The organism is Paenibacillus sp. MABNR03 (assembly GCF_050455445.1).
Taxonomy (GTDB): domain Bacteria; phylum Bacillota; class Bacilli; order Paenibacillales; family Paenibacillaceae; genus Paenibacillus; species Paenibacillus xylanilyticus.
The window spans coordinates 249,728-271,951 of record NZ_JBCIYR010000002.1; the positions used below are offsets into that span (position 1 = coordinate 249,728).

Annotated in this window: 15 protein-coding genes; 7 read left to right on the forward strand and 8 right to left on the reverse strand. The window is 48.2% G+C overall.

Annotated elements, in window-relative coordinates:
• Positions 1–5: 5 nt before the first annotated feature.
• Positions 6–1,145 carry a toxic anion resistance protein gene (locus AAIH57_RS09800; RefSeq protein WP_430021492.1) on the forward strand — a complete coding sequence of 380 codons (1,140 nt, stop codon included), beginning with the start codon at positions 6–8 and terminating at the stop codon, positions 1,143–1,145.
• Between the two features lie 200 nt (positions 1,146–1,345).
• Here AAIH57_RS09800 and AAIH57_RS09805 read toward each other — a convergent pair whose 3' ends face one another.
• On the reverse strand, positions 1,346–1,792 hold the full coding sequence (locus AAIH57_RS09805; protein WP_430021493.1) for a hypothetical protein: 447 nt from the start codon (positions 1,790–1,792) through the stop codon (positions 1,346–1,348).
• Positions 1,793–1,943: 151 nt separating this feature from the next.
• Positions 1,944–2,540: a TetR/AcrR family transcriptional regulator gene (locus tag AAIH57_RS09810; RefSeq protein ID WP_430021494.1), complete on the reverse strand. Its 597-nt coding sequence runs from the start codon at positions 2,538–2,540 to the stop codon at positions 1,944–1,946.
• A gap of 192 nt (positions 2,541–2,732) precedes the next feature.
• On the opposite strand from AAIH57_RS09810, the gene AAIH57_RS09815 reads away from it, so the two are divergent.
• A complete protein-coding gene (locus AAIH57_RS09815) occupies positions 2,733–3,491 on the forward strand; it encodes an SDR family oxidoreductase (RefSeq protein WP_413034963.1) in 759 nt (252 codons plus the stop codon).
• A gap of 151 nt (positions 3,492–3,642) precedes the next feature.
• On the opposite strand, the gene AAIH57_RS09820 is transcribed toward AAIH57_RS09815, so the two are convergent.
• Positions 3,643–4,677, reverse strand: a complete 1,035-nt coding sequence (locus AAIH57_RS09820) for a LacI family DNA-binding transcriptional regulator (RefSeq protein WP_430021495.1) — start codon at positions 4,675–4,677, stop codon at positions 3,643–3,645.
• Between the two features lie 445 nt (positions 4,678–5,122).
• On the opposite strand from AAIH57_RS09820, the gene AAIH57_RS09825 reads away from it, so the two are divergent.
• Genes AAIH57_RS09825 through AAIH57_RS09835 form a run of 3 tightly spaced genes read left to right on the forward strand, consistent with a single transcriptional unit; the run spans position 5,123 to position 8,649 of the window.
• The gene (locus tag AAIH57_RS09825; protein WP_175397685.1) at positions 5,123–6,415 is read left to right on the forward strand and encodes a sugar ABC transporter substrate-binding protein; all 1,293 of its coding nucleotides are present in this window, start codon (positions 5,123–5,125) and stop codon (positions 6,413–6,415) included.
• A gap of 45 nt (positions 6,416–6,460) precedes the next feature.
• Positions 6,461–7,816, forward strand: coding sequence for an ABC transporter permease subunit (locus tag AAIH57_RS09830; RefSeq protein WP_430021496.1), 1,356 nt, complete (start codon positions 6,461–6,463; stop codon positions 7,814–7,816).
• On the forward strand, positions 7,813–8,649 hold the full coding sequence (locus tag AAIH57_RS09835; protein WP_413034959.1) for a sugar ABC transporter permease: 837 nt from the start codon (positions 7,813–7,815) through the stop codon (positions 8,647–8,649). Before AAIH57_RS09830 ends, AAIH57_RS09835 begins: the two co-directional genes overlap by 4 nt.
• Positions 8,650–8,988: 339 nt before the next feature.
• Here AAIH57_RS09835 and AAIH57_RS09840 read toward each other — a convergent pair whose 3' ends face one another.
• The 3 genes from AAIH57_RS09840 to AAIH57_RS09850 form a co-directional block, all read right to left on the reverse strand.
• Positions 8,989–11,136 carry an alpha-amylase family glycosyl hydrolase gene (locus AAIH57_RS09840; protein ID WP_430022118.1) on the reverse strand — a complete coding sequence of 716 codons (2,148 nt, stop codon included), beginning with the start codon at positions 11,134–11,136 and terminating at the stop codon, positions 8,989–8,991.
• Positions 11,137–11,601: 465 nt separating this feature from the next.
• Positions 11,602–13,374, reverse strand: a complete 1,773-nt coding sequence (locus AAIH57_RS09845) for an alpha-glycosidase (RefSeq protein ID WP_430021497.1) — start codon at positions 13,372–13,374, stop codon at positions 11,602–11,604.
• Positions 13,375–13,619: 245 nt separating this feature from the next.
• Complete coding sequence (locus AAIH57_RS09850) at positions 13,620–14,198, reverse strand: hypothetical protein (protein WP_430021498.1); 579 nt, start codon at positions 14,196–14,198, stop codon at positions 13,620–13,622.
• 422 nt (positions 14,199–14,620) lie between these two features.
• Here AAIH57_RS09850 and AAIH57_RS09855 point away from each other — a divergent pair, with 422 nt between their 5' ends.
• Positions 14,621–18,082, forward strand: coding sequence for a glycoside hydrolase family 2 TIM barrel-domain containing protein (locus AAIH57_RS09855; RefSeq protein ID WP_430021499.1), 3,462 nt, complete (start codon positions 14,621–14,623; stop codon positions 18,080–18,082).
• Positions 18,083–18,232: 150 nt separating this feature from the next.
• On the opposite strand, the gene AAIH57_RS09860 is transcribed toward AAIH57_RS09855, so the two are convergent.
• Positions 18,233–18,679 carry a hypothetical protein gene (locus AAIH57_RS09860; RefSeq protein WP_430021500.1) on the reverse strand — a complete coding sequence of 149 codons (447 nt, stop codon included), beginning with the start codon at positions 18,677–18,679 and terminating at the stop codon, positions 18,233–18,235.
• Between the two features lie 45 nt (positions 18,680–18,724).
• The gene (locus AAIH57_RS09865; protein ID WP_430021501.1) at positions 18,725–20,266 is read right to left on the reverse strand and encodes a stalk domain-containing protein; all 1,542 of its coding nucleotides are present in this window, start codon (positions 20,264–20,266) and stop codon (positions 18,725–18,727) included.
• 419 nt (positions 20,267–20,685) lie between these two features.
• Here AAIH57_RS09865 and AAIH57_RS09870 point away from each other — a divergent pair, with 419 nt between their 5' ends.
• A complete protein-coding gene (locus AAIH57_RS09870) occupies positions 20,686–22,152 on the forward strand; it encodes a hypothetical protein (protein ID WP_430021502.1) in 1,467 nt (488 codons plus the stop codon).
• Positions 22,153–22,224 lie beyond the last annotated feature (72 nt).

Below are 22,224 nucleotides of genomic sequence, written 5' to 3' on the forward strand. Positions count from 1 at the left end.
TTTGGATGTCGTTTTCGATGGAGATACCCAGCCAGAAGGAAATTCAGAAGGTCATAGAGGAAGAGGTGAAGCCCGTCCCGGCCGAGGTGGCAGAGCTGCAGCAAGTGGCAAACGCCAACGTGGAGATGATCATGTCGCTGGATTTGGAGTCACTGGATAAACGCAAGGAGATTTTGCAATCCATTGAAGGCTTTGGCATGAACACGATGAGATCCTCTTCGGAGAAAAACGCGCTGCTTCAAGTCTCTGTTGGACATCTGTCCAAGACAGGAGACGAAGGCGGTCAGGTTGCCAAAGGCCTGACCGAGCTGCACATGCAGTTGAAGGATCTCGACCCCAGCGTGGTCGACTTCGCCAAGACCGGATTCCTTGGCAAGTTGTTCAATCCGCTGCGGGCCTATTTTCTCAAATACCAGAAGGCCGATGCGGTCATCGCTGACATCGTAACTTCCCTGGACAAAGGCAGAGCCACACTTCGGAACGACAATACAACGTTGGAGATTGAGCAGCAGACGCTGCGAGAACTGACCAAACGGCTGCAAAAAGAAATCCAGCTTGGTGTGCTTATGGATGAGTCGATTGACGGACAGATCGAGGCCGCCAAGGTCCGGAATGAGGACCCGGAGAAGGTCCGTTTTATCACCGAAGAGGTTCTGTTCCCGCTGCGACAGCGTGTCATGGATCTCCAGCAGATGCTGGTCGTGAATCAGCAGGGCATCATGGCAATTGAGGTGGTTATCCGCAACAACAAGGAACTGATTCGAGGTGTGGACCGTGCCAAGAACGTGACGATCTCGGCATTGAAAATTGCCGTAACCGTTGCCAGTGCGCTATACAATCAGAAGATTGTTTTGCAGAAGATCGAGCTGCTCAATCAGACGACCAACGATCTGATTGCAGGCACGTCCAAAATGCTGAAGGATCAGGGGATTGCCATCCAGAAGCAGGCGTATGAAGCCAGCATCTCCGTGGATACGATGAAACAGGCGTTCACCGATGTGCTGTCTGCGCTTGACTCCATCAGTCTTTATAAGCAGGAAGCTCTGCCAAGAATGCGGGAGACGATTATCCAGTTTCGTGAGCTTGCTGACACCGGCGAGCAGCAGATCCAGCGGTTGGAGAAAGGGCAGAAGCTGGGGCTGTAATCATAAGAGAGAAATAAATACGCCGTAGATTGTTATCTTTATTTATAATTAGAAAAAGCGACCGTTTAGCATGGGGAATGGTCGCTTTTCTGGGTTTCTATGAAGATGGATACTAGCTGCCATACCCCAAACTTCTTGCATAAGCGTATAACTGTTCTTCACATTGCTCCATTAGAACACCAGCGGTGTTTACTTTGGCATTACCCTGTTTTAGTAACGTGTAATTCACTTTGTTCTTGGATACTGCCTTTTGGTACAGGAGGTACCCCTCGAGCTGAGTGTAGCTTGCCTTGATAAAATATGTCGTGGATTTTCTTGATTTTCGGGTTGGTAGGCTTGATTTGTTTTGCCTTGGATACCAATTTCGTATAATTGGGGATCACCGTATTTGTAAGTTTAAGATACATGGACTTGCGATTCGTTGAAGTTACCTGGGTGTCGATGCTTTCCAAAGCGGTAAAGGCTTTGGCCTCATAAGTTTCAAGAGCAAATAACTGAGTAGTGTACTCTTTAAATTCTTCATAACTCTGATCTGAATATGTAGAGGTTGCTGCATTGGCTGCATTGGCAGAAGCTGCTGGAGAGAGAAGCACTCCGCCAATCAAAACAAAACTGGTAAGCAATGATATAATCCACGACTTCTTCACTTGTAATTGTCATCCTCCTTTAGTTTTTATTCCATTGGATAACCTAACATATAAATACCAGAAATTACAGGAATGTATTTACATCATTTTGGTGGGAAAAGCTTTCTTGAAATTCCTCTCGATCAACATACTATAGGGAAGTATAGCGATATTAATTTTCTTTCAACACGACGTTGTCAGGCCTGTAATGAATGATCTTGAACAACTCTTCGGCCATGTAGACGGGGCTGTGCTTGAAATCCTGTCTGATCCACTCCAAGATCATGCCGAATATCGCATGAGACTGGTAGCTTGCCAGCAGTTCAGGGTTAATGTGCTGTGGGAAGATGTGATTCAGATCCTGTAAGGAGAGATCCCGAAGAACATCACAGATCATGCGTTGAAAGTTGGAAGAAGCCTCTGATTTCACAACCAGCGTGTAGAATTGTGCGTGCTGGTGCACATGCTCAAATATGGTGATTGCCGAAGACGGCATCAGACCAACCTCGAACTCTTTCATACCCTGATAGGGTTTGCGAAAAGAAGTCACCAGATCCTGTATCACATCATCGATGATTTCGTTGAACAGGTCTTCCTTGTACTGATAATGTCTGTAGAAAGTACCTCGATTTAGGTCGGCTCGCTGCACAATATCCGTAATGGAAATTTCCTTAAAGGCATGTTTTTGCATCAAATGGATGAGTGCATCCTTCAATGCAGCTTTTGATTTCTTGATTCTTCGATCCATGGAATTCGGAATTTCAGACATCTATTTTTCTCCTCTCCGGGTTACTCTATCTTTTAAAGTACATTCAGGCTTATAAGTGTTGTTTAACGTACAACTGGACAAGCTTTTACTGATTGAAGTGAAACGCTATGACTTATTATACTAAGGATAGGAGTTAATGAACATTTGTTTGTTAACTTATTGTAAACGAATACACAAAGGAGGATACATGAGATGAAACTTCAAGATAAAGTAGCTGTGGTTACAGGCGCAGGTTCAGGTATGGGGAAAGCAATCGCCACGTTGTATGCACAAGAGGGTGCCAAAGTGGTTGTTTCAGATATTAACGAAGAATCCGCACAGACGGTTGTTAATGAGATCAAAGCCCAAGGCGGAGAAGCCATCGTGGTTCTGGCCAATGTGGCCAAAGAGGAAGATGTGCAAAACCTGATTGATACAACGGTCAGCACGTACGGTACCGTAGACATCCTGGTGAACAATGCAGGGATTATGGATGGCATGGAGCCGGCTGCTGAGGTAACAGATGAAAAGTGGGAGCGCCTCTTTGCAGTGAATACCACAAGTGTAATGCGTACTACGCGCAAAGTCCTTCCCATCTTCCTGGAGAAGCAAAACGGTGTCATCGTTAACGTTGCTTCGGCAGGCGGATTGCATGGTGGCCGTGCGGGAGCTGCATATACGGCATCGAAGCATGCTGTGGTCGGCCTTACCAAAAATACAGGGTTTATGTATGCAGGGCAGGGCATTCGCTGCAACGCCATCGCTCCGGGTGGGGTAGCAACAAATATCAGTTCCTCCATGGCAGGGATCAGCCAATTCGGTGCGTCCAGACAGCAGCTGGGCATGGCGATTAACCCGCGCATAGGAACAAGTGAAGAAATTGCCAAGGTAGCCCTGTTCCTCGGCTCGGACGAGTCCAGCTTCGTGAACGGAACGGTGATTGAAGCCGATTCAGGCTGGAACTCTTATTAATCCGAGAACGGAATGAAATAGGAATTACGGTATGTAAACAGGAAGCCGCATGTGTGCGGCTTCTTTTTTTTCTGCCAGAGACCTTTAATTGCAGCATCTTGGTCTAAATAGGACAAACGTTTGCATTGATGCAATGAGCTTCATAAATGGTTTAAACGGATGCCGGCTTAGACTTCGAAAAGAGAGAAGATTCGCGCACAATCAGACGATGCGGAATAATGACCGGATTTTGAGGCAGTGCTTCCCTGTTCAGAATTTTTAGCAGAACTTGAACTGCAGTATAACCGAGCTGGTAGGTTCCAATGTCAATAGAGCTTAGCGGTGGAGAAGCCAGTTCCGATAAGGCGATGTTGTTAAAGCTAACGACGCTGATGTCTTCCGGCACACGGTAACCAAGTTCGGCAAGAGCTCTCAGCACCCCGAAGGCAACATTGTCATCAATGACAACGATCGCAGTAGGTCTGTCCGGCAAGGCCATGAACAGCGACATGGCCCGAAATCCGCTCTCCTGTAGAAACTCGCCTTCCACAATCCAGTCGTTATTCGCGTGCAGTCCCGCTTCGGCAAGCGCTTTTTCATACCCTCGCATGCGATCATGCGATAACGTAATGTCCGGTGGGCCGCTGACGAACCCGATTCGGGTATGCCCCTGGGCGATTAAATGCTGGGTCGCATCATAAGCGGTCTGCACATTATCGTTATCAACCATGGGTGCATTCGGATGAGCCTCGCTGCGCCCGATCAGCACGAAAGGAAACTTTTCCTCTTCCAAAAAGGAAATGATCGGATCGTCCCGTTTGGAGCCGAGCAGCAGAATGCCATCCACTCTCCGGCCATGAACCAAGCGGGATATCGCATGTAATTCACTGTCAGTGGACGTTTCGGTGGTCAGCAGCAATTCGTAATTCATGCGGGTGGCATGCGTAATGATTCCCCGCAGCAGTTCTCCGAAAAAGTAATTCTGAAACAGCTCTTCTGCAGGGCGTGGAAGCATAATGCCAAGGGTTTGAGTCGTTTTGGACACCAGGCTCTTGGCCATGATATTGGGATGATAATTCAGCTCTTTCATAATTTGCTTCACTTTGAGAGACGTCTCGGTGCTGATTCTGGGATGGTTGGAAATCACCCGTGAAACTGTAGAAGGGGAGACACCCGCCAATTTGGCAATATCTTTGATAGTAATCATGTAAAAAATCCCTTCTGATCAATCATTTCAACATTCTCCTATGGTAATCCAACAGATTCGATAAATCAATTGCAAACTGCAGCATACGGGATGCATCGGAAGTAAAAATAAGGAAGAAAGAGTCAGAACAAGGAAACAGGAAGTTACTGGATCTAGAACAAGAAAAATGGGTAAAATTGAGCGAATATGGCTTGTGCAAACGTTTGTGCAAAGAAAGACTCGTATTGTATGATGTGATTGTTGTTATAGCGCTTACATGAGTGGTTTTTACTTACATCCGAGAGTGTTTCCCCCTGAATACATAACTTCGAAGTAGACTTGTCGTCCATCTGAGCAAACGTTTGTACTAAAGCGAATATGGATTGCAAAACCTGTCATCACACGCAGACCAAAGGGAGAAAAGCGCAAGATTTTTGAACCAAACAGAGGGAAGGGGACATTTTACATGAGAAAATGGCAAGGGGCAACATTGTCCGTTATGATGGCCTTTACACTGGCCGCGTGCTCTGCTGGAGGCGGAAGCACCTCTCCGACGACGGGGACGGGGGGCGAGAATGCAGGGGAGGTTGTAGAGCTGACAGCTGAGAACCTTCAGCCAGAAGAAGGCGCTACCCTCGTTATCTGGGAAGATAAGAACCAACAGAGTTTTGTGGAAGAGAGAGCCAAGAAGTTTGAAGAAAAGTATGGGGTAACCGTCAAAATGGAGGAGCTGCCTCCGACAGATCAGGTAACCAAACTGACTACGGATGGCCCGGCAGGCCTGGCAGCAGATGTTGTTGTGTTCCCGCACGATAAGATTGGAAGCGCTTCAGAGGCAGGGCTTATTTTGCCGAATGATATTTTTGAAGCGGAAACAGTAGCGAACACCAGCGAAAATGCGCTGAAGGCCGTAACGTTTAAGGACATATTATACGGATATCCGTACAGCGTGGAAACGTACGCCCTCTTTTATAACAAGGCGCTTTATCCTGAAGCACCGAAGAACTTTGAGGAAATTGTCAGCTTCGCCAAAACCTTTAATGACGTGAAGTCCAACCAATATGCCCTGATGTGGGAATTGCAGCAGTTCTATTATAATTATGCCTTCCTGGCTTCACAGGGTGGTTATATTTTCGGGGATAACGGAATGAACAGCGAAGATCTCGGTCTGAATAATGAAGGAGCCCAGAAGGGTGGAGAGTTCTTACAGACGCTGAAGTCGGAAGTGCTGCCGCTCAAGATGGGTGACGTGAACTATGATATCAAAAAAGGACTATTCTCCAGCGGTAAGCTGGCTATGGACATCAACGGTCCTTGGACCATTGCCGATTATCGCAATGCGGGCATTGACTTCGGCGTTGCACCACTCCCTGCGATCGATGGTAAACCAATGACATCGTTCTCCGGAGTCAAAGCCTATTATGTGAACGCATTTACCCAATACCCAAATGCAGCCAAACTCTTCGCGGCCTTCCTCTCTAACGAAGAAGCCCAGATGGCCAACTTTGAAATGAATGGTACACTTCCAGCCAACTCCAACGTGGCAGCTGATCCGAAGGTGCAGGAGGATCCGATCAACAAGGCATTCCTCGAGCAATTCAATAACTCGACGCCAATGCCTTCGCTTCCCGCAATGGATAGTGTCTGGGGCCCGATCACTTCAGCTGTTACCGATATATGGGATGGCGGCAAAGATGTGAAGGCATCGCTGGATAATGCTGTGAAGCAGATTCAGGAAAGTCTGGCAACGGTTCAATAAACGGATGAAGCACCAGGTTTGGAGAAGGTGGGGAGGAGAGAGCGAATGAAACAACAGCATGTCCCGTTGTCTGTTAGGCCCAACAGGGAAAAACAGCACCGGATGACAGCGGCCATATGTTCGATCATACTGCAAGGTCTTGGACAATTGTACAATCGGCAATGGATCAAGGGGATTTGCCTACTGTTACTGGAGGGGGCAGGGCTTGCGTACCTGCTTCCCCGCCTGTCACAGGCCGTATGGGGAATATGGACACTTGGGGAAAATACGCAGCGCTTTGTCAAAGTGAATGGGTCCACGGTGCTTCAACGGGGTGACCATTCGATCTTTTTATTGTTAGACGGAATTATCGTACTACTGGTGTTTTTTGTGTTTATCCTGATCTACATCCTGAACATTCGCGATGCGTATTACACAGGACTTGCGAGGGAGGAAGGGAAGAAAACACTGGGAGCGGCAGCTTCGCTCAGAAATATGATGGACAAAAATTTCCCGTATCTGTTTTTGTCCATTCCGGCTTTGGGGGTTCTTTTCTTCACGGTTATGCCGATCCTGTTTACGATGACCCTCGCGTTTACCAACTATTCGGCACCGGATCATATCCCGCCTGCCAAACTCGTGGATTGGGTAGGGTTCAAGACTTTCAGTGATCTGATTCAGCTCAAATCATGGAGTCATACCTTTTTTGGTGTATTAACGTGGACAGTGATATGGGCGATTTTGGCCACGGTGACCACTTATTTTGGCGGAGTGCTTGTGGCGCTGCTGATCGAGCAGCGGGGCATTCGGTTCAAAAAGCTGTGGCGGACCATATTTATTCTCCCTTATGCCATACCACAGATCATTTCCTTGCTGCTCATGCGAAATCTGTTCAATGGCCAGTTCGGTCCGATCAATACGTACATGAGGGCTTTTGGTCTGGAGGGGCTGCCCTGGTTGACCGATCCGTTCTGGGCCAAGGTTACCGTTATCGTGGTTAACATGTGGATCGGTATTCCGGTCAGCATGGTGCTGATCCTCGGCGTCTTGACGGCAATTCCGCGTGATCTGTACGAGGCCGCTGAAGTGGACGGAGCATCCGCATTCCAGAAATTCCGGATCATCACGATGCCATTCATTCTTTTTGCAACAACTCCGGTGCTGATTATGCAGTTTGCCGGAAACTTCAACAACTTTAATGTTATTTTCCTGCTGACCAACGGGAATCCTCTACGCGGCGACTACCAGTATGCAGGGGCAACAGACCTGCTGGTGACCTGGCTTTACAAGCTCACGCTGGACAACAACAAATTCAATATGGCTTCAGCCGTAGGCATCATCATCTTCGTCATTATTGCGTCGTTTTCCATCTGGAATTTCCGCCGCTCCAAATCGTTTAAGGAGGAGGACATGATTCAATGAAGAAACGCAATAACCCGATGCGCCTAACTCTCAGTTATGTGTTGTTGATTATCATCGCCGTTGTCTCCATTTATCCGGTGTTGTGGATCTTTCTCTCTTCTCTGCGACCGGGGGCGGCGCTGTACAGCGAGCGCTTATGGCCGGAAGCTTTCACTCTGTCCCATTACGGAGAATTGTTCAACAACCCATCCTTTATGTACGGCAGGTGGTACCTGAATACGCTCAAAATCGCCTTTTTCACCATGATTTTCTCGACACTTATGGTTACACTCGGCATGTATGCATTATCCCGTTTCCGGTTTCGGGGACGGCAAACCATTCTCTCCACCATGCTGATTCTCGGCATGTTCCCAAGCTTTATGAGCATGATCGCGATCTATATCATTTTGCTGCAGATCAAATTGCTCGACACCCATGCCGCGCTGATCCTTGTATATTCTTCGGGGGCAGTACTGGGCGGATTTATCGTAAAAGGGTTCTTCGATACGATTCCTCGCAGTCTGGATGAAGCAGCACGCATTGATGGCGCAAGTCATCTGAGGGTATTTACCAGCATCATCCTGCCATTATCCAAACCGATGCTGACCTATGTGGCGCTTACCAGCTTTACTGGCGCGTGGATGGATTTTATCTTCGCCCGGCTTGTTTTGCGGACGAAGGAAAACTGGACGCTTGCGGTAGGCATGTGGGACCTGGTCAACCGGTACCAGGACAGTAACTTTACGATGTTTGCTGCAGGGGCCGTACTGATTGCAATTCCAATTACATTGCTCTTTGTATTCCTGCAGCGTTTCCTTGTTCAAGGACTCACTACAGGTGCATCCAAAGGATAATTTTATGCCTTTAACAGCATAGTCAGCCGCCATAATAACGGCCACTCATTCAGGCACTTCCGTGATGTCATGTCTTTCGTCGACTGGCATTGCAGCGGAAGTGCCTGATTTTGCATTGATTCTATTCCGCTGAGCTAAAGTGATTTGTGGCTTATGGGCAAGTTGATTGTGGTTAGCCTGTGTGGGCTCTAAGCCACGTCTCGATATTGCCCCTGCTGCACTAACTGTCCGTGTAACTCATTCTGATCGACGACCCGGACCTAACGTTGAACAGCAAAACCCGGAGCGTACACTGTATAAGTGTGGCTCCGGGCTTTATGAATGATGACTATGAAATAACTATTGCCAGTTCACGGTCACTGTGGCTGTTCCGCTGGTTGGTGTGGTAAAGGTGTGATTGGAGCCACCCTCCCATGTAATGGTTGCGCCGTTCTTTTTGAAGAATTTGAACTCCAGCTGTTTCCCGGCAGGCACGCTTACATCATAATACCATGTCGGGTAGGCATGAATGACCTGATTGAAGGCTGGCCCAATAGCTGCTGCACCTGTGGTCCAGTTCCCCAGTTCTCCCACATTTCCTGTCAGGTAGATGTTCTCACCTAGAGCAGTGGTGGCATTGTTAATCACGAAACGTACGGACACCTGATCACCGCTAAGAATGGTGAAATCGTTGTAGGCATTGCTGTTCACACCATTTGCAGCCACTTTGACTGCGTAATCACCAGCTGCTGCAGCAGGAATGGTGACTTTGATTTGAGTGTCTTCCCAGGATGTGATGGCCGAGCCTGTAACAGCTGTTGTACCGAAGTAAACGGTGCCTTTGGTGGAACCAAATCCGCGTCCATCAATGGTAACCACATTACCTGGTTTGCCCATTACAGGACCCACATGTCCAATGCTCGGTGTTGTTTCGCTAGTGGTATACTCCCAGACTGCCGTAGCTCCTGCCGCCAGCGTGAAGGAAGAGACACTGCCTCCGCTGGAAGTGATGTTGCTGCCATTAAGTGCGCCGCCCAGTACATCGTTATAAGTACCTGTTGGGAGCGAAGTACTCAGGTTCGTGATGTTCGCTGAAGCTGTGAGATTGCGGTTGACGGCAACGACGGCCACACTGCTGCCAAATTTACGTTCATAGATATACACGTCATTGTTGATCCAGCGCTGCTGAGTGGAACCGTAGGCAATGGCCGGATTGGTTTTGCGTAGGGGTGCGAGCTTGCTGATGACGTTGAAAGCGGTGGTGGATTTGGAGAAGGAAGGCATTTTGCCCCGGTTGTCAGGGTCTCCGTTCCCTGTCAAATACTGCTCGGTACCATAATAGATGGCAGGTACACCGCGTGAGGTCAGTGTGAAGGCAAGAGCCTGTTCCAGACGGCGGTTGTTTACTGCACTTGTTTTGAAACGATCCATATCATGGTTATCGATAAATGTGACCTGGTCATTGACCTGGTTGTAGTCAGCTGCTGTAGCCGTAATCATGGAATCCAGCGCGTACATGTTGGACGTGTTGTCCCTGAACACGTTGCGGACAGCCGAGTTGAAACGGAAGTCGAGCAGGCTCATGCCGGATTCGTTGGCAAATTCCGTGTTATCCGCATCTGGTGCAGCCGATCCCAGGAACCATTCACCGAAGGTAAACACCGGTTGGTGCGCATAGATGGATGACATCCAGTTTTTTTGCCAGCCCTGAGGCATGTGCTTCACTGCATCGACCCGGATGCCGTCCACGCCCATATCCAGCCACAGCTTGATTGCGTCTTTGAAGTATGTATCGATCGTGCTGTTATTGTGATTCAGATCGGCCAGATCGTAGAGGTTTTTGTAGATGCCATTCTCAAGGGTGGAGAAATCAGAGCCGCCATTGTGGTGGAAATAGCCGTTCGTATCATTGGTGTATCCGCCAACCAGGTTGCCGTTATCGTACAGCTTGCCATTCTCGGCAAAAGAAGTATCGGTTTCCATGGCAGGCGAAGTATGGTTCGGTGCAAAATCAATAATGATTTTGATGCCTTTCGCATGAGCGGTCGTAATCAGATTTTGAAAATCGGTCATGGTCCCGAAATACGGATTGGTCTTTTTGAAATCCCTTGCCCAATAGCCGTGATAGGCTGTGTTCGTTACGCCGCTGTAGTTAATGGTAGCGAAGATGTTCTCCACAGGTTGGGAGATCCACAGGGCCGTGACGCCCAAATCGCTGAAATAGTTGTCATTGATTTTGTTGATCAATCCCTGCCAGTCGCCTCCGCAATACAGCTTCAGGTTGCTGCAGGTCGCATCATAGGCGGCTCCAGTAGGGTTATTGGAAGGATCACCATCCAGGAAGCGGTCGGTGAAAACTTGATAAATAACATCGGTACTGAAGTTCTGCTTGTTGGTGACAGCGGTATCCGGATCGGCATAGATCGCGGAAGCTGGCAGGAAAGGCAAAGCGCTGCCGGCAAGCAGGCTAAGGGTTAGCGTGGTACTGAGGAGAACGCGTTTGGCCATTTGAAACATGGTAATCCACCCTTCGTGAATGTAGTAGTTTTCAACAAAAACAACTCATCTGGCTCTGAATAATAGCGCTTTCAAGTATAAAAAATGATATTCAGTAGGTTGTAGACTTCCCTCCTTTGACACGCCAACAACCCCGGTACCTCCTTCGGGAGTTACCGGGGTTGTCCTAAACCACTGGGGTTTAAAAGCATGGCCCTCGAGTTATGATCACAAGGTTATCGTAAGAAATATTGGATCTTATGTCAATAACTTTTTTAAGAGAATTATTTTTCCAGATATCTGTGGGTTATCTATAATGAAAGCGGACTGAACGTGCTCAGTGTCCAGCCCGCTTTTTTAGTGGAAAGGGAGGAGAGGCAGTGACAAAATTGATACGCTGGTTCGCAATGGCGGTTGCGTGATGCACACATAACCTGTATTAATGCTTCATGGTGTAGTCTTTGAGGAAGAACCCTGTCAGGCCTCCGCAGGCTGTTTCACATCGAGCTGCAAGAGGGAGAAGCTGTATGCTTCCAGCTCCAGAGACAATTTATTTTGCTTTGCTTCTATAGAAGTGGCTGTAAACAGATCGCGCCAGACGCTCTGATTGGTCAGCGGCAAGTCTATGCTGCAGGATTCTTCACCAGCGTTCAGCACAATGAGGAAACGTTCACCCGCAGCTGAATCCACCCGTTCCATTGCAATACATGGATCTCCAGCTTCGGCATGAAGTATCTTCAACTCGGTGCTGCGCAGTGCAGGGTGCTCTTTGCGCAAGGCAATCGTCTGCTTAAAGAAATCAAGAAGTTCAAGATTTTGTTTGGTTTCATCCCATTCCATGCATTTGCGGCAGCCAGGATCATAGCCGCCATCCAGGCCCACTTCGTCTCCGTAATAGATGCAGGGTGCACCTGGATACGTGAGCAGCAGTGTAACGGCAAGCTTCATCTTGCGTACATCCCCGTCACACAAGGTCAGCAGTCTGGGTGTATCATGGCTGCCCAGCAGATTGAAGGCAACCTCAGTCACTGGCCGGGAATAGGCTGCGAGCAGTTTACCGATCTCATTGGCGAAGCCCAGTCCGTCCAGTTTGCCGTGAACGACATAGTCTAGTACGGAATTGGTGAATGGGTAGTTCATCACCGCATCGAATTGGTCTCCCTGCAGCCACATTAGTGAATCATGCCAAATTTCGCCGAGCAAATAGGCGTCAGGCTTGAGTGCTTTTACCGTTTGACGGAATTCACGCCAGAACTGATGATCCACTTCATTCGCTACATCCAGTCGCCATCCGTCGATATCCATCTCCTCAATCCAGTAACGTGCCACTTCCAGCAGATAAGCCTTAACCTCGGGATGCTCCGTGTTCAGCTTCGGCATGAGCGGTTCAAACGCAAAGGTATCGTAGGTTGGTATGCCATCTTCAATGCGTGGCGGCCAATCCCTCACGTAGAACCAGTCAGCATAAGGGGAAGCTGCTCCGTTTGCGAGTACGTCAGCAAAAGGAGGAAACTCTCTTCCGGAATGATTGAATACGGCATCCAGAACAACACGTATGCCGCGCTGATGACAGGCATCCACCAGTTCCTTCAGTTGTTCATTGGTTCCAAAATGCGGATCCACCTTCATATAATCGGCCGTGTTGTATTTGTGATTGGTCGTAGCTTCGAACAGGGGGCAGAAATAGATCGCATTCACGCCAAGCTGGCTCAGATGATCCAGATGATCAAGCACCCCTTGCAGGTCACCGCCAAAGAAATTCACCGGTGTAGGCTCACCTCCCCAGGGCTCGGCGTTTTTCGGACTAAGGGATGGGTCGCCATTCGCATAACGTTCAGGGAAAATCTGATAAAATACAGCGTCCTTGACCCAGGCAGGCGGTTCAAAAATGTCGACCGGATTCATGAATGGAAAATCAAAGAACTCCAGCGGATGATCCGGCAGGGCGTCCTCGAATCCCCGTTCGGTCATCCATACATTGTTCTCTCCCTCGACCAGCTGGAAGCCGTAACGCAGTCTCCGGTAGGGAGGCTGGGTCTCGACTTCCCAATAATCGAACAGCTCATCCCGGGCAAAGATTCGCATGGGGGTGTGGGTGATGGTTTGCTCCCACGCATACTTATCCCCGGTGATGGCAATGACGGCGTCCAGATCCCCGCGTTTGGAACGAAGACGAAGGTGCATGGTGGAGCGGTCGTAGGCATAGGACCAGTTCAATTTGGGACGGTGGTAAATGGCTTCAAGAATCATGTTGAATCACTCCTTATAGATGAAATTCAGATGACTTCGGCCATGAAAACGCAAAAAAGGCACAACCTCCATTGTTCACGAGGTTGTACCTTTCGGCAGCATAGCCTTTTGATTATACGGCTATTATACGAATTATCCCGGCAAAAGAAAACACTTTTTTTTCCTGAAATCTCATTTTATTTAAAATGAAAAACCAGTGCTGTTATCATACCTTTACCCAGGTTATCCGACTGGAGTTTGCTTCATTAAAAATCATAGCCCAGTTCTTTGGAGTATGCTTGGATTTCTTTTTTGTATTGCTCAAGGATTTTGATGCCTGTGTCAATTTTGGCATTGCCTTGCTTCAGAAGGGCACTGTTTACTTTTGTTTTGGAAACGGATTTCTTGAACAACAGGTATCCTTCAAGCTGTGCGTAGCTTCCTTTGACGAGTTTGGCATGGATTTTTTTCAGTTCCGCATTCTCCGGCTTGATCTGCTTCAGCATGGACACATACTTGGTGTAATTGGGAACCGCAGTATTGTTCAATTTCAGGAAGATGGATTTGCGGTTGGCGGATGTAACATACGTGCTGCCAATGGAATCCAGAGCCTTTTTCTCATAAACCGTTGTTTTCTCCAGGGCGAGCATGTAGTCCAAAAAATCTTCCTCGTCAGCGCTAGGAATCGGCTCTTGTTCCGACGTGTCCACTTCCGTGTAGTTATCTTCCGAATATGTAGTGGTGGTGTCTTCCGCTGCAGCTGCATAGGAACCAGCAGGAGCGAATACCCCGCCCAGCAAAACAAAACTCATAATAATCGATAATACCCAAGATCTCTTCTTCATGTTCCATGTCCCCTATCTATAGATGTGATTTTATTCCAATGGATAATCTAACATAGACCTACAAGATATTACAGGAATTGATTTACAGAATAATGGATATCTTCTTTGTTTCCTGAATTTGAATCCTAAGACTGACCTTAAAGATATTAAAAATAGGTATAAAGGAATATCCATATGTTCAAATATGAACTCTCAGCCGGAGAAGAGCACTGGTCATACCATCCCAAGAGGAGAATCACAGGTGTGGATTGTTCATATATTCTCACCAAAATATGCATAAAATTGACGTACTAGGATTGGTCAGATGGTATAATCGGATGGAGTGTTAATGTCTCGCCGCATATATTCCGAAAAGGTTATCGGTGCGGATCTTTATTCTTTTGTAACCGCAATCATAAATCACACAGAAAGTGAGAATAGCGATGAACCAGAAAAAGCTTTTTAATGATGGATGGCAATTTGCCAAGAGCAACCTGGATGTTACGGGGCCTGAAGGACTGGCGTTTGAACCTGTGGAACTTCCCCATGACTGGCTGATCTACAATACACTCGACCTGTACGAGGACAGCATTGGATGGTATCGCAAGACATTCCCGTACACGAAGGATGAGCAGCAGCTTCTGCTTTGTTTTGACGGCGTTTACATGGACTCTTCCGTTTATGTAAACGGCCAACTGGTAGGGGAATGGAAGTACGGATATTCCGCCTTTGAACATGAAATCACGAATGCATTGGTGGAAGGCGATAATGAGATTGTCGTGAAAGTGGTTCACCAAAGTCCCAACAGCAGATGGTATTCCGGGGCCGGGATCTATCGTAATGTATGGCTCAAAACGAGAGACCGCAATCACATTGTGACCGATGGCATCTATGTCTCGATCAAGCAGCAGCCATCGGGCTGGCAGGTTGAATTGGATACGGAGCTGAACCTTGATCAGAACGCACAGCTTGTGCATACGATCCGGCATGAGGGTCAGGTCATTGCTTCCAACAAAGCGGAGGTTAAGGCAGCTGCTGATGGAGATGCGAATGCAGTAACGGACAGTCAGCAGCTCGTGGTGGAGAACCCGAAACTGTGGAGCACGGATGAACCGAACCTGTATGAACTGGTAACAGAGCTGCAATTGAGGGGTCCCGACCAAAACGTGCAGACCATCGAGTCGGTATCCCAACGTATCGGCTTCAGGGACATCAAGCTGGATGCGAATGAAGGGTTCCACCTGAACGGGGTCAAAATGAAAATGAATGGTGTGTGTGAACACCATGATCTGGGCGCGCTCGGGGCCGCTTTTAACCTGACTGCACTTCGCAGAAGATTCAATCTATTGCGGGACATGGGCGTCAACGCCATCCGGACCGCGCACAATATGCCTGCCAAAGAATTCATGGAGCTCGCGGATGAGATGGGCATGCTAATCGTCTCGGAAGCCTTCGATATGTGGGAAAGAGCCAAAACGCCATATGATTATGCGAGATTTTTCCCGGAATGGGCACACACCGACGTGAAAAGCTGGGTGAAGCGGGATCGCAACCATCCAAGTCTGGTCATGTGGAGTATTGGTAACGAAATCTATGATACCCACGCAGATGAGCGGGGACAGGAAGTCACCCGGATGCTGATGGATTATGTACTGGAATTCGATCCAAAAGGCAATGCAGGCGTAACCATCGGTTCGAACTATATGCCTTGGGAAAATGCGCAAAAGTGCGCGGATATCGTGAAGCTGGCTGGCTACAACTACGCGGAAAAGTATTACGATAAGCACCACGAAGAGCATCCGGACTGGATCATCTATGGCAGTGAGACATCTTCGGTTGTACAGAGTCGTGGAATCTATCATTTCCCGTTTGAGCAATCCATCCTGGCAGATGATGACGAGCAGTGCTCCGCGCTGGGGAACAGTACGACAAGCTGGGGCGCGAAATCGGCAGAATACTGTATTTTGGCTGAGCGGGATCGACCGTATTCACTGGGGCAATTCCTGTGGACCGGGTTTGATTATATCGGGGAGCCGACGCCATATCATACGAAGAATTCCTATTTTGGACAGCTGGATACCGCAACGTTTCCGAAAGATTCCTACTATATCTACCAAGCGGCCTGGACCGATTACAAAAAGAGTCCAATGGTGCATCTGTTCCCTTACTGGGATTTCAGCCCTGGTCAGCTGATCGATGTACGCGTGTGCAGTAATGCGCCGAAGATTGAATTGCAGCTGAACGGCAAGACAATCGGAATGTATGATATTGATCATGCGAACGGCACCCAACTGGTCGGCTGGTGGAAAGTGCCGTATGAAGAGGGTGAACTGAAAGCGATCGCTTATGATGAAAACGGCAGCGTGATTGCAACCGATGTGCAAAGATCCTATACGGATGCGAAGAAGGTTCGTCTGCAGGCCGATAAGGGTCAACTGCAAGCGAACGGTACCGATCTTATTTTCGTGGAGATCCAAGTGGAAGATGAAGCTGGAAATCTTGTGCAAAATGCAAACAACCGTGTACACGTCAATGTGACAGGTGCTGGACGTTTGCTCGGTCTGGATAACGGGGACAGTACGGATTACGATCCATACAAAGGACTCAGCAGAAGATTGTTCAGCGGCAAGCTGATGGCGATCATTGGGGCAACCCATGAGCCGGGCAGCATCCGGATTGAAGTGACTTCCGAAGGATTGGAAAGTGCAGTGGCTGAGTTTGAAGCGAAAGCAGTAGATGGCGAAGTAGGGAGTGCATCCGCATCTGTTGCAATTCAGGGACAAACCGCGTTGACGAAGAACGAGGAACGTCCGGTGCTCACTGGACGCGCACAGGAGATTCCTTTGCGGAAAATCGAGATTATTAGCATAGCGGGGCAGGCATTCGATCCGTCGACCCAGGAAATGGTGGTTACCGCCAAGCTGTATCCAGAGAATACCTCCTACCGTAACATTGAGTGGGCTGTTGTGAACGATGCCGGCATTGAATCCAACATTGCGAAGGTCGAAGCAAATGGACTGGAAGCACGCGTGTCAGCGCTGGGCGATGGTGAATTCCGTCTTCGGGCAACGAGCAGTAATGGTACGGATAAAACGAAACTCATCTCGCAGCTTGAGTTCAAAGCAGCGGGTCTGGGAACAGCCTATAAAGATCCGTATGGCTTCATTACTGGCGGACTGTACGATTACACCAAAGGTGATGTCGGGAACGGTAATGAACGCGGTGTAGCGACAAGCCGGGATGGAGAGACACATGTGGGCTTCCGTAATATCGACTTCGGGCCGTACGGCTCCGATACGATTACGATTCCGATCTTTGCATTGTCGAGTGAGGAGTACTTCATTCAGATCTGGGAAGGCATGCCGGATGAAGAGGGAAGCACAATGCTTGCAGATGTGGTGTATGACAAAGAATCCAGATGGAATGTATATCAGGAGGAAACGTACCAACTGTCCAAGCGACTGAGCGGGATTACGTCGATCTGCTTTGTAACGAAGCAGAAGATTCATATCAAGGGTTTCTCGTTCGAGCGTCAGAGCCGTGCATTCGAGCAGAACACGGCCGCTTCTTGTGATCATCTCTACGGTGATACGTTCAAGATCCAGGATGAGTATGTCGAGGGTATCGGGAATAACGTATCGCTCGAGTTTGAAAATATGGACTTTACGGCAAAAGGTACATCGAAGCTCGTCATCTATGGCCGTTCGCCGATTGATAAAAACACGATCCATATCCGCTTCGCAGGTGAAGAAGGACAGAGCAACCAGCTGGTTGAGTTCACGCAGTCCGAAGGGTATGAGGAGCGGGTGTTTGAGCTTGAGCAGGTATCAGGCGTGCAGAAGGTAACCTTTATCTTCCTGCCGGGAAGTCAGTTTGACTTTGGCTGGTTCCAGTTTGAGAAGTAAGTGGTTTTAAGAGATACACGGTCTTATAGTAGAGTAATTTAAGTAAAATAAAATTAAATCCCCTTCAAGCTGTGTGATTTAAGTTCCAATGAACCTAAACCGTACGCGTGGAGGGGATTTTGGTATGTAAAATATTCGAGAGATTAATGTTTAGCGGAATTGTTCTGCACGTATGGAGAGGTCCATTTCATGCCCTATTCTGCTGTAGATGTATACTTTGACACTAGTGTCCTGTAAGGCAAGGAGATTCACGGTTTTTTCACTGTTTTTGCTGATCGTGGTCTCTATAGGCTCACTGTAGTCGTCGACATACAGGTTCATATACATGGGATGATTACTATGATTTTCAATGATGATGTCCGCAAGTGTTCCATTGTCAGCAACCATCGTGAAGCTGCCGGTGTATGCTGCACGGCCTTCATGATGAGTCTGAAGAATGAGAAGAGCATTCGGATCTGACTTCATGGGAGCTTCTGCAGTGTTGACGATCTTAGGTAGCGGTTCAGCGGGTACGGAACGTTCTGCATCAAGAGTATTTGTAGGCAGCAGCAGGACAGATAAGACCATCCCTGCACTTATCATTTTTTTAAACCACATTAAAGTAATCCTCCTGGAAATTCGTGAGATTTCAATTTCATGTTGCTATTTAACACTTTTAATCGTTAACATCCTTTTTTTCACATCCCAGTTCACATCCAAACCCAGACCCTCGAATACTTCAAAGGGTACGGTTGTTGCACCCGAATAATTGCTTATCGGTTCTGGTAATGAGATGGATTGAGCTGCAGAGGATGTCGCAGATTTCACGATTGCCTTCGTCTCGTTTGGACGGATTGTGAGGGTATGATCCTCATATTTTAACGTATAACCTTCAATTAAACCGTTCGCCATGTGAACTTCAAATGTTGCATCAATTGCTGCAGCTAAGGCTTTGACGGGAACTTGGACGGTATTTGAGGTCTGGACAGCTGAATACATGGACTGGAACAATTCATCGTTAATATACACATCGGTGCCGAGCTTGGCCTGAACGGGTTTGTAAACCATGCCTCCAGATGACGTTGCAGGTGCCCCAGCCTCCTGATACTTGTCACCTCCCCAACCCCAGACAGTTCCATCAGCGGAAAGCGCAAGGCTATGATAATACCCTGCCGAAACATCAGTGATACCGGACAAATGATTTACTTTGCCTTCTTTACCTGTCACCGTACGCCCGTAGCTATACACGTCTCCAGAAGTGGTTAACAAGAGTGTATAGTACGAATTTCCGTCCAGCTTCTTTACACTGAGGTTGTGGTGGAAAGCAAGTGGTTTGCCTTTTTCGTCCAGACCCCAGACTTTCCCGTTCTGATCCAGTGCAAGCAGGGACGTATCTGACCTAGTGATTGAGGAAATGTTGGACAGACCCTTTAACTTGGTTGGTTTGGACGGGGATTTGCCAGGTTGGTTTGATTCGTTCCATGTCCATACGGAGCCATCCTTCTTCAAGGCATATCCTTGTTGGCCAGCTGATCCTACCTGGATGATATCTTTCAATCCACTTATTGCCTGTGGACGGTGCCTTACTTCAGAATCGATTACTTGAGCCCCTGGGCGCTGCCATGACATGACCGTACCGTTCTGGAGAAGGGCGATGTTGAAAGAACCAGCCACCACATCCTTCGCAGAGGTGATGCCTTCGACTTTGTAGGGGAGTTTACCAGCACCCCATTCCCAGACGGTTCCATCCGCCTGAACGGCTGCATTATTGCCACTGCCGGAGGCTGAAATGCTCGTAACATGCTCAAGCCCCGGAATACGAATCGGACTGGACGTATGGCGGTAGCGTATTTTTTCACTGACACCAAGCTCTCCGAACATATTGCGACCCCAAGCCCAGACGGAACCGTCACTTCGCAGTGCGATTGTATAATAATAAGCACCTTCCATAGCGGTATAGTGAAGTTTGTTTTCTGTGGCTGTTGGTGTGGTAAGGACGGTAGATGTACTGCCGGATGGCAACGGATTTGTTGCTGCATATGATATGGAGCCGTGGCCCAGCCCGGTCAAAAGGATTGTGGTTAAACAAGTAGAAGTGACCGCGAGGCGCCATCTACGATCTGTGTTACTTTTTACACAGGAATCAAGCTTTAAGGGGGATTGTTCTTGTACCGCTTTATGATCAGATGGCTTCAGCCAGCGCATGAGATTCGCCTCTTTTTCGTGTGGAATTTGGGGTCAACCACATTTCTATCTTTGTAAACGTTCAAAGGAGTAAAGTAGTTACAAAGAAATGATAAAATTCCTTTATATTGAAAATGGACACAGACCGGAAGTAGCAGGATGGATTCAAACGAGATGCAGTGCCAGATCAATATTGCTCAGAATTTCATATGGATGATCCGCGATTATCAGCATATTGGAATCAATTGATCATGAGAAAAAGATACGGGTTAGCTATACTTTCTTGTATAGTGGAAAAGGGGATATCTGGAATAATGCTGAATCGTTCAGCGAATTATCAGGCATTAGTTTACATTAAATCTCGACTCAATCATGATCCGGATAGGTTTATATGAGTAGCCACAATCAGGAGTATCCAGGAAGGAGAGAGAGTTCATCCTGTGAAGCAATCTTTGTTGTCATTCGCACATACAGCTTTCGCTCATGATGAGGCCAAAGTACAAGAACAAACGACCATGCTGCAGGAAGGTTGGATTCATCGTGCTGGCGAACAATTGATGTGGGTGCTGCTTGCTGTGTTCGTACTGCAGTTACTGTTCTGGATTCGAGATCGACTGCGCAAAGGTACATATACTGACGAGGAAGTGGAGCAAGCTGATCCGTTGTTTCTTGCCTATCTGCGGAGTAAGGGGAAGATCAAGCTAAGGGATACACTGGCTTCCTTGTTTGCCTTAACCCGCTCAGGTGTGTTGTCCATGCGAATCGTACAGGCTAAGAGTCGGTACCGGGAGGACAAGTACGCACCGGACGTAACGCTGGAATATCGGCATGAACTTCCTACAGCGGAGGTGACTGCTGATGAGAAAGAACTCATTCAATGGCTGCTGAAGGACTACGGTTTCGCTAACCGGAAATTTCGTCTGGATGAACTTGCGGGCCCAAGCTCGAAACAAAGCTCGCAGACGGAAGAGATGCAGCATTATCGCCGCAAGGAGAAGGCACTCGGACAGGGGCTACAGCGGTGGACAGCTCAGATCCGTAAGAATAGAGATTGGGAGGGTCTGGTTCGTACACCGATCCTGCTTCGATTGCTCGTTGGCATCGTGTTTCCGCTGTTATGGATTCTAACTGGTTCGTTGTGTATGACAGAAGAATTAAGCATTGAAGAAGGCATTAGTTTGGGCGTTTCGTTGTTGCTATGGTTGTTTGCTGTGAGACGAATACGTTTCCGTTGGCCGTTTCATATGGCAGGAGTAGGACTACTAGTTGCGATTACCCTGGCGGAGCCGAGTGATTCAAGAGGATCAGCAGCGATGATTCTAGCCGTCATACTTACATTACTGGTCCGCATCATACTGCCAGTAAGGGAGATTGCTCCTTCAGCCCGAGAATGGGCAGCATCTGTGAATCGCTGGCGCAGACGGTACAAACAGGGCATTCCAGCAGATCGTTTGCATGAGCCTGCCGAGACGATGGAACGCATTCTGCAGACAGCATTGGTTCTGCGGATTGGTTCACGCTGTGCGCGCAAGACAGATTGGAATAAGCTTGAGGATCATACAGATCCTGAATTGAGTCTGCTGGTACAGCTTAAGAGCGAGAGAACAGCCGTCCCAGCAGACTCATCTCATTTGCACACACCAATGTTGCGGTTGACACTGCATCGTCGTGAAGATTACCGTCCCCTACTCGCGGCAGAGTATCCTTACGAACGTTTGAATTACATTGCAGGAAGTCTGGAATCCGGTTCGTATGGAAGTAGCTCGGTAGACAGCGATAGTTCCGATACGAACGGAAAGCAACATTCGCGTGATCATGTTGGGGGCCATCCCGGTGGGCATGGTCATGGAACGGATGGAGGAGGTTCCGGAGCAGCCGGTGACTCTGGTGGTGGAGACGGAGATTAGGGCTTCATCAATATTTTATTCGAAAAAAAGGCGAACCAGAGCTTCTTCACACAAATATTTGAGTGACGAACA

What these genes read in the sequence shown, in the direction of transcription:
- AAIH57_RS09815 (WP_413034963.1), top strand. Translation starts at nt 2,733, where the DNA reads ATGAAACTTCAAGATAAAGTAGCTGTGGTTACAGGCGCAGGTTCAGGT.
- AAIH57_RS09860 (WP_430021500.1), bottom strand. Translation starts at nt 18,679, where the DNA reads ATGTGGTTTAAAAAAATGATAAGTGCAGGGATGGTCTTATCTGTCCTG.
- AAIH57_RS09835 (WP_413034959.1), top strand. Translation starts at nt 7,813, where the DNA reads ATGAAGAAACGCAATAACCCGATGCGCCTAACTCTCAGTTATGTGTTG.
- AAIH57_RS09825 (WP_175397685.1), top strand. Translation starts at nt 5,123, where the DNA reads ATGAGAAAATGGCAAGGGGCAACATTGTCCGTTATGATGGCCTTTACA.
- AAIH57_RS09830 (WP_430021496.1), top strand. Translation starts at nt 6,461, where the DNA reads ATGAAACAACAGCATGTCCCGTTGTCTGTTAGGCCCAACAGGGAAAAA.
- AAIH57_RS09855 (WP_430021499.1), top strand. Translation starts at nt 14,621, where the DNA reads ATGAACCAGAAAAAGCTTTTTAATGATGGATGGCAATTTGCCAAGAGC.
- AAIH57_RS09865 (WP_430021501.1), bottom strand. Translation starts at nt 20,266, where the DNA reads ATGCGCTGGCTGAAGCCATCTGATCATAAAGCGGTACAAGAACAATCC.
- AAIH57_RS09850 (WP_430021498.1), bottom strand. Translation starts at nt 14,198, where the DNA reads ATGAAGAAGAGATCTTGGGTATTATCGATTATTATGAGTTTTGTTTTG.
- AAIH57_RS09820 (WP_430021495.1), bottom strand. Translation starts at nt 4,677, where the DNA reads ATGATTACTATCAAAGATATTGCCAAATTGGCGGGTGTCTCCCCTTCT.
- AAIH57_RS09840 (WP_430022118.1), bottom strand. Translation starts at nt 11,136, where the DNA reads ATGGCCAAACGCGTTCTCCTCAGTACCACGCTAACCCTTAGCCTGCTT.
- AAIH57_RS09800 (WP_430021492.1), top strand. Translation starts at nt 6, where the DNA reads ATGTCGTTTTCGATGGAGATACCCAGCCAGAAGGAAATTCAGAAGGTC.
- AAIH57_RS09810 (WP_430021494.1), bottom strand. Translation starts at nt 2,540, where the DNA reads ATGTCTGAAATTCCGAATTCCATGGATCGAAGAATCAAGAAATCAAAA.
- AAIH57_RS09845 (WP_430021497.1), bottom strand. Translation starts at nt 13,374, where the DNA reads ATGATTCTTGAAGCCATTTACCACCGTCCCAAATTGAACTGGTCCTAT.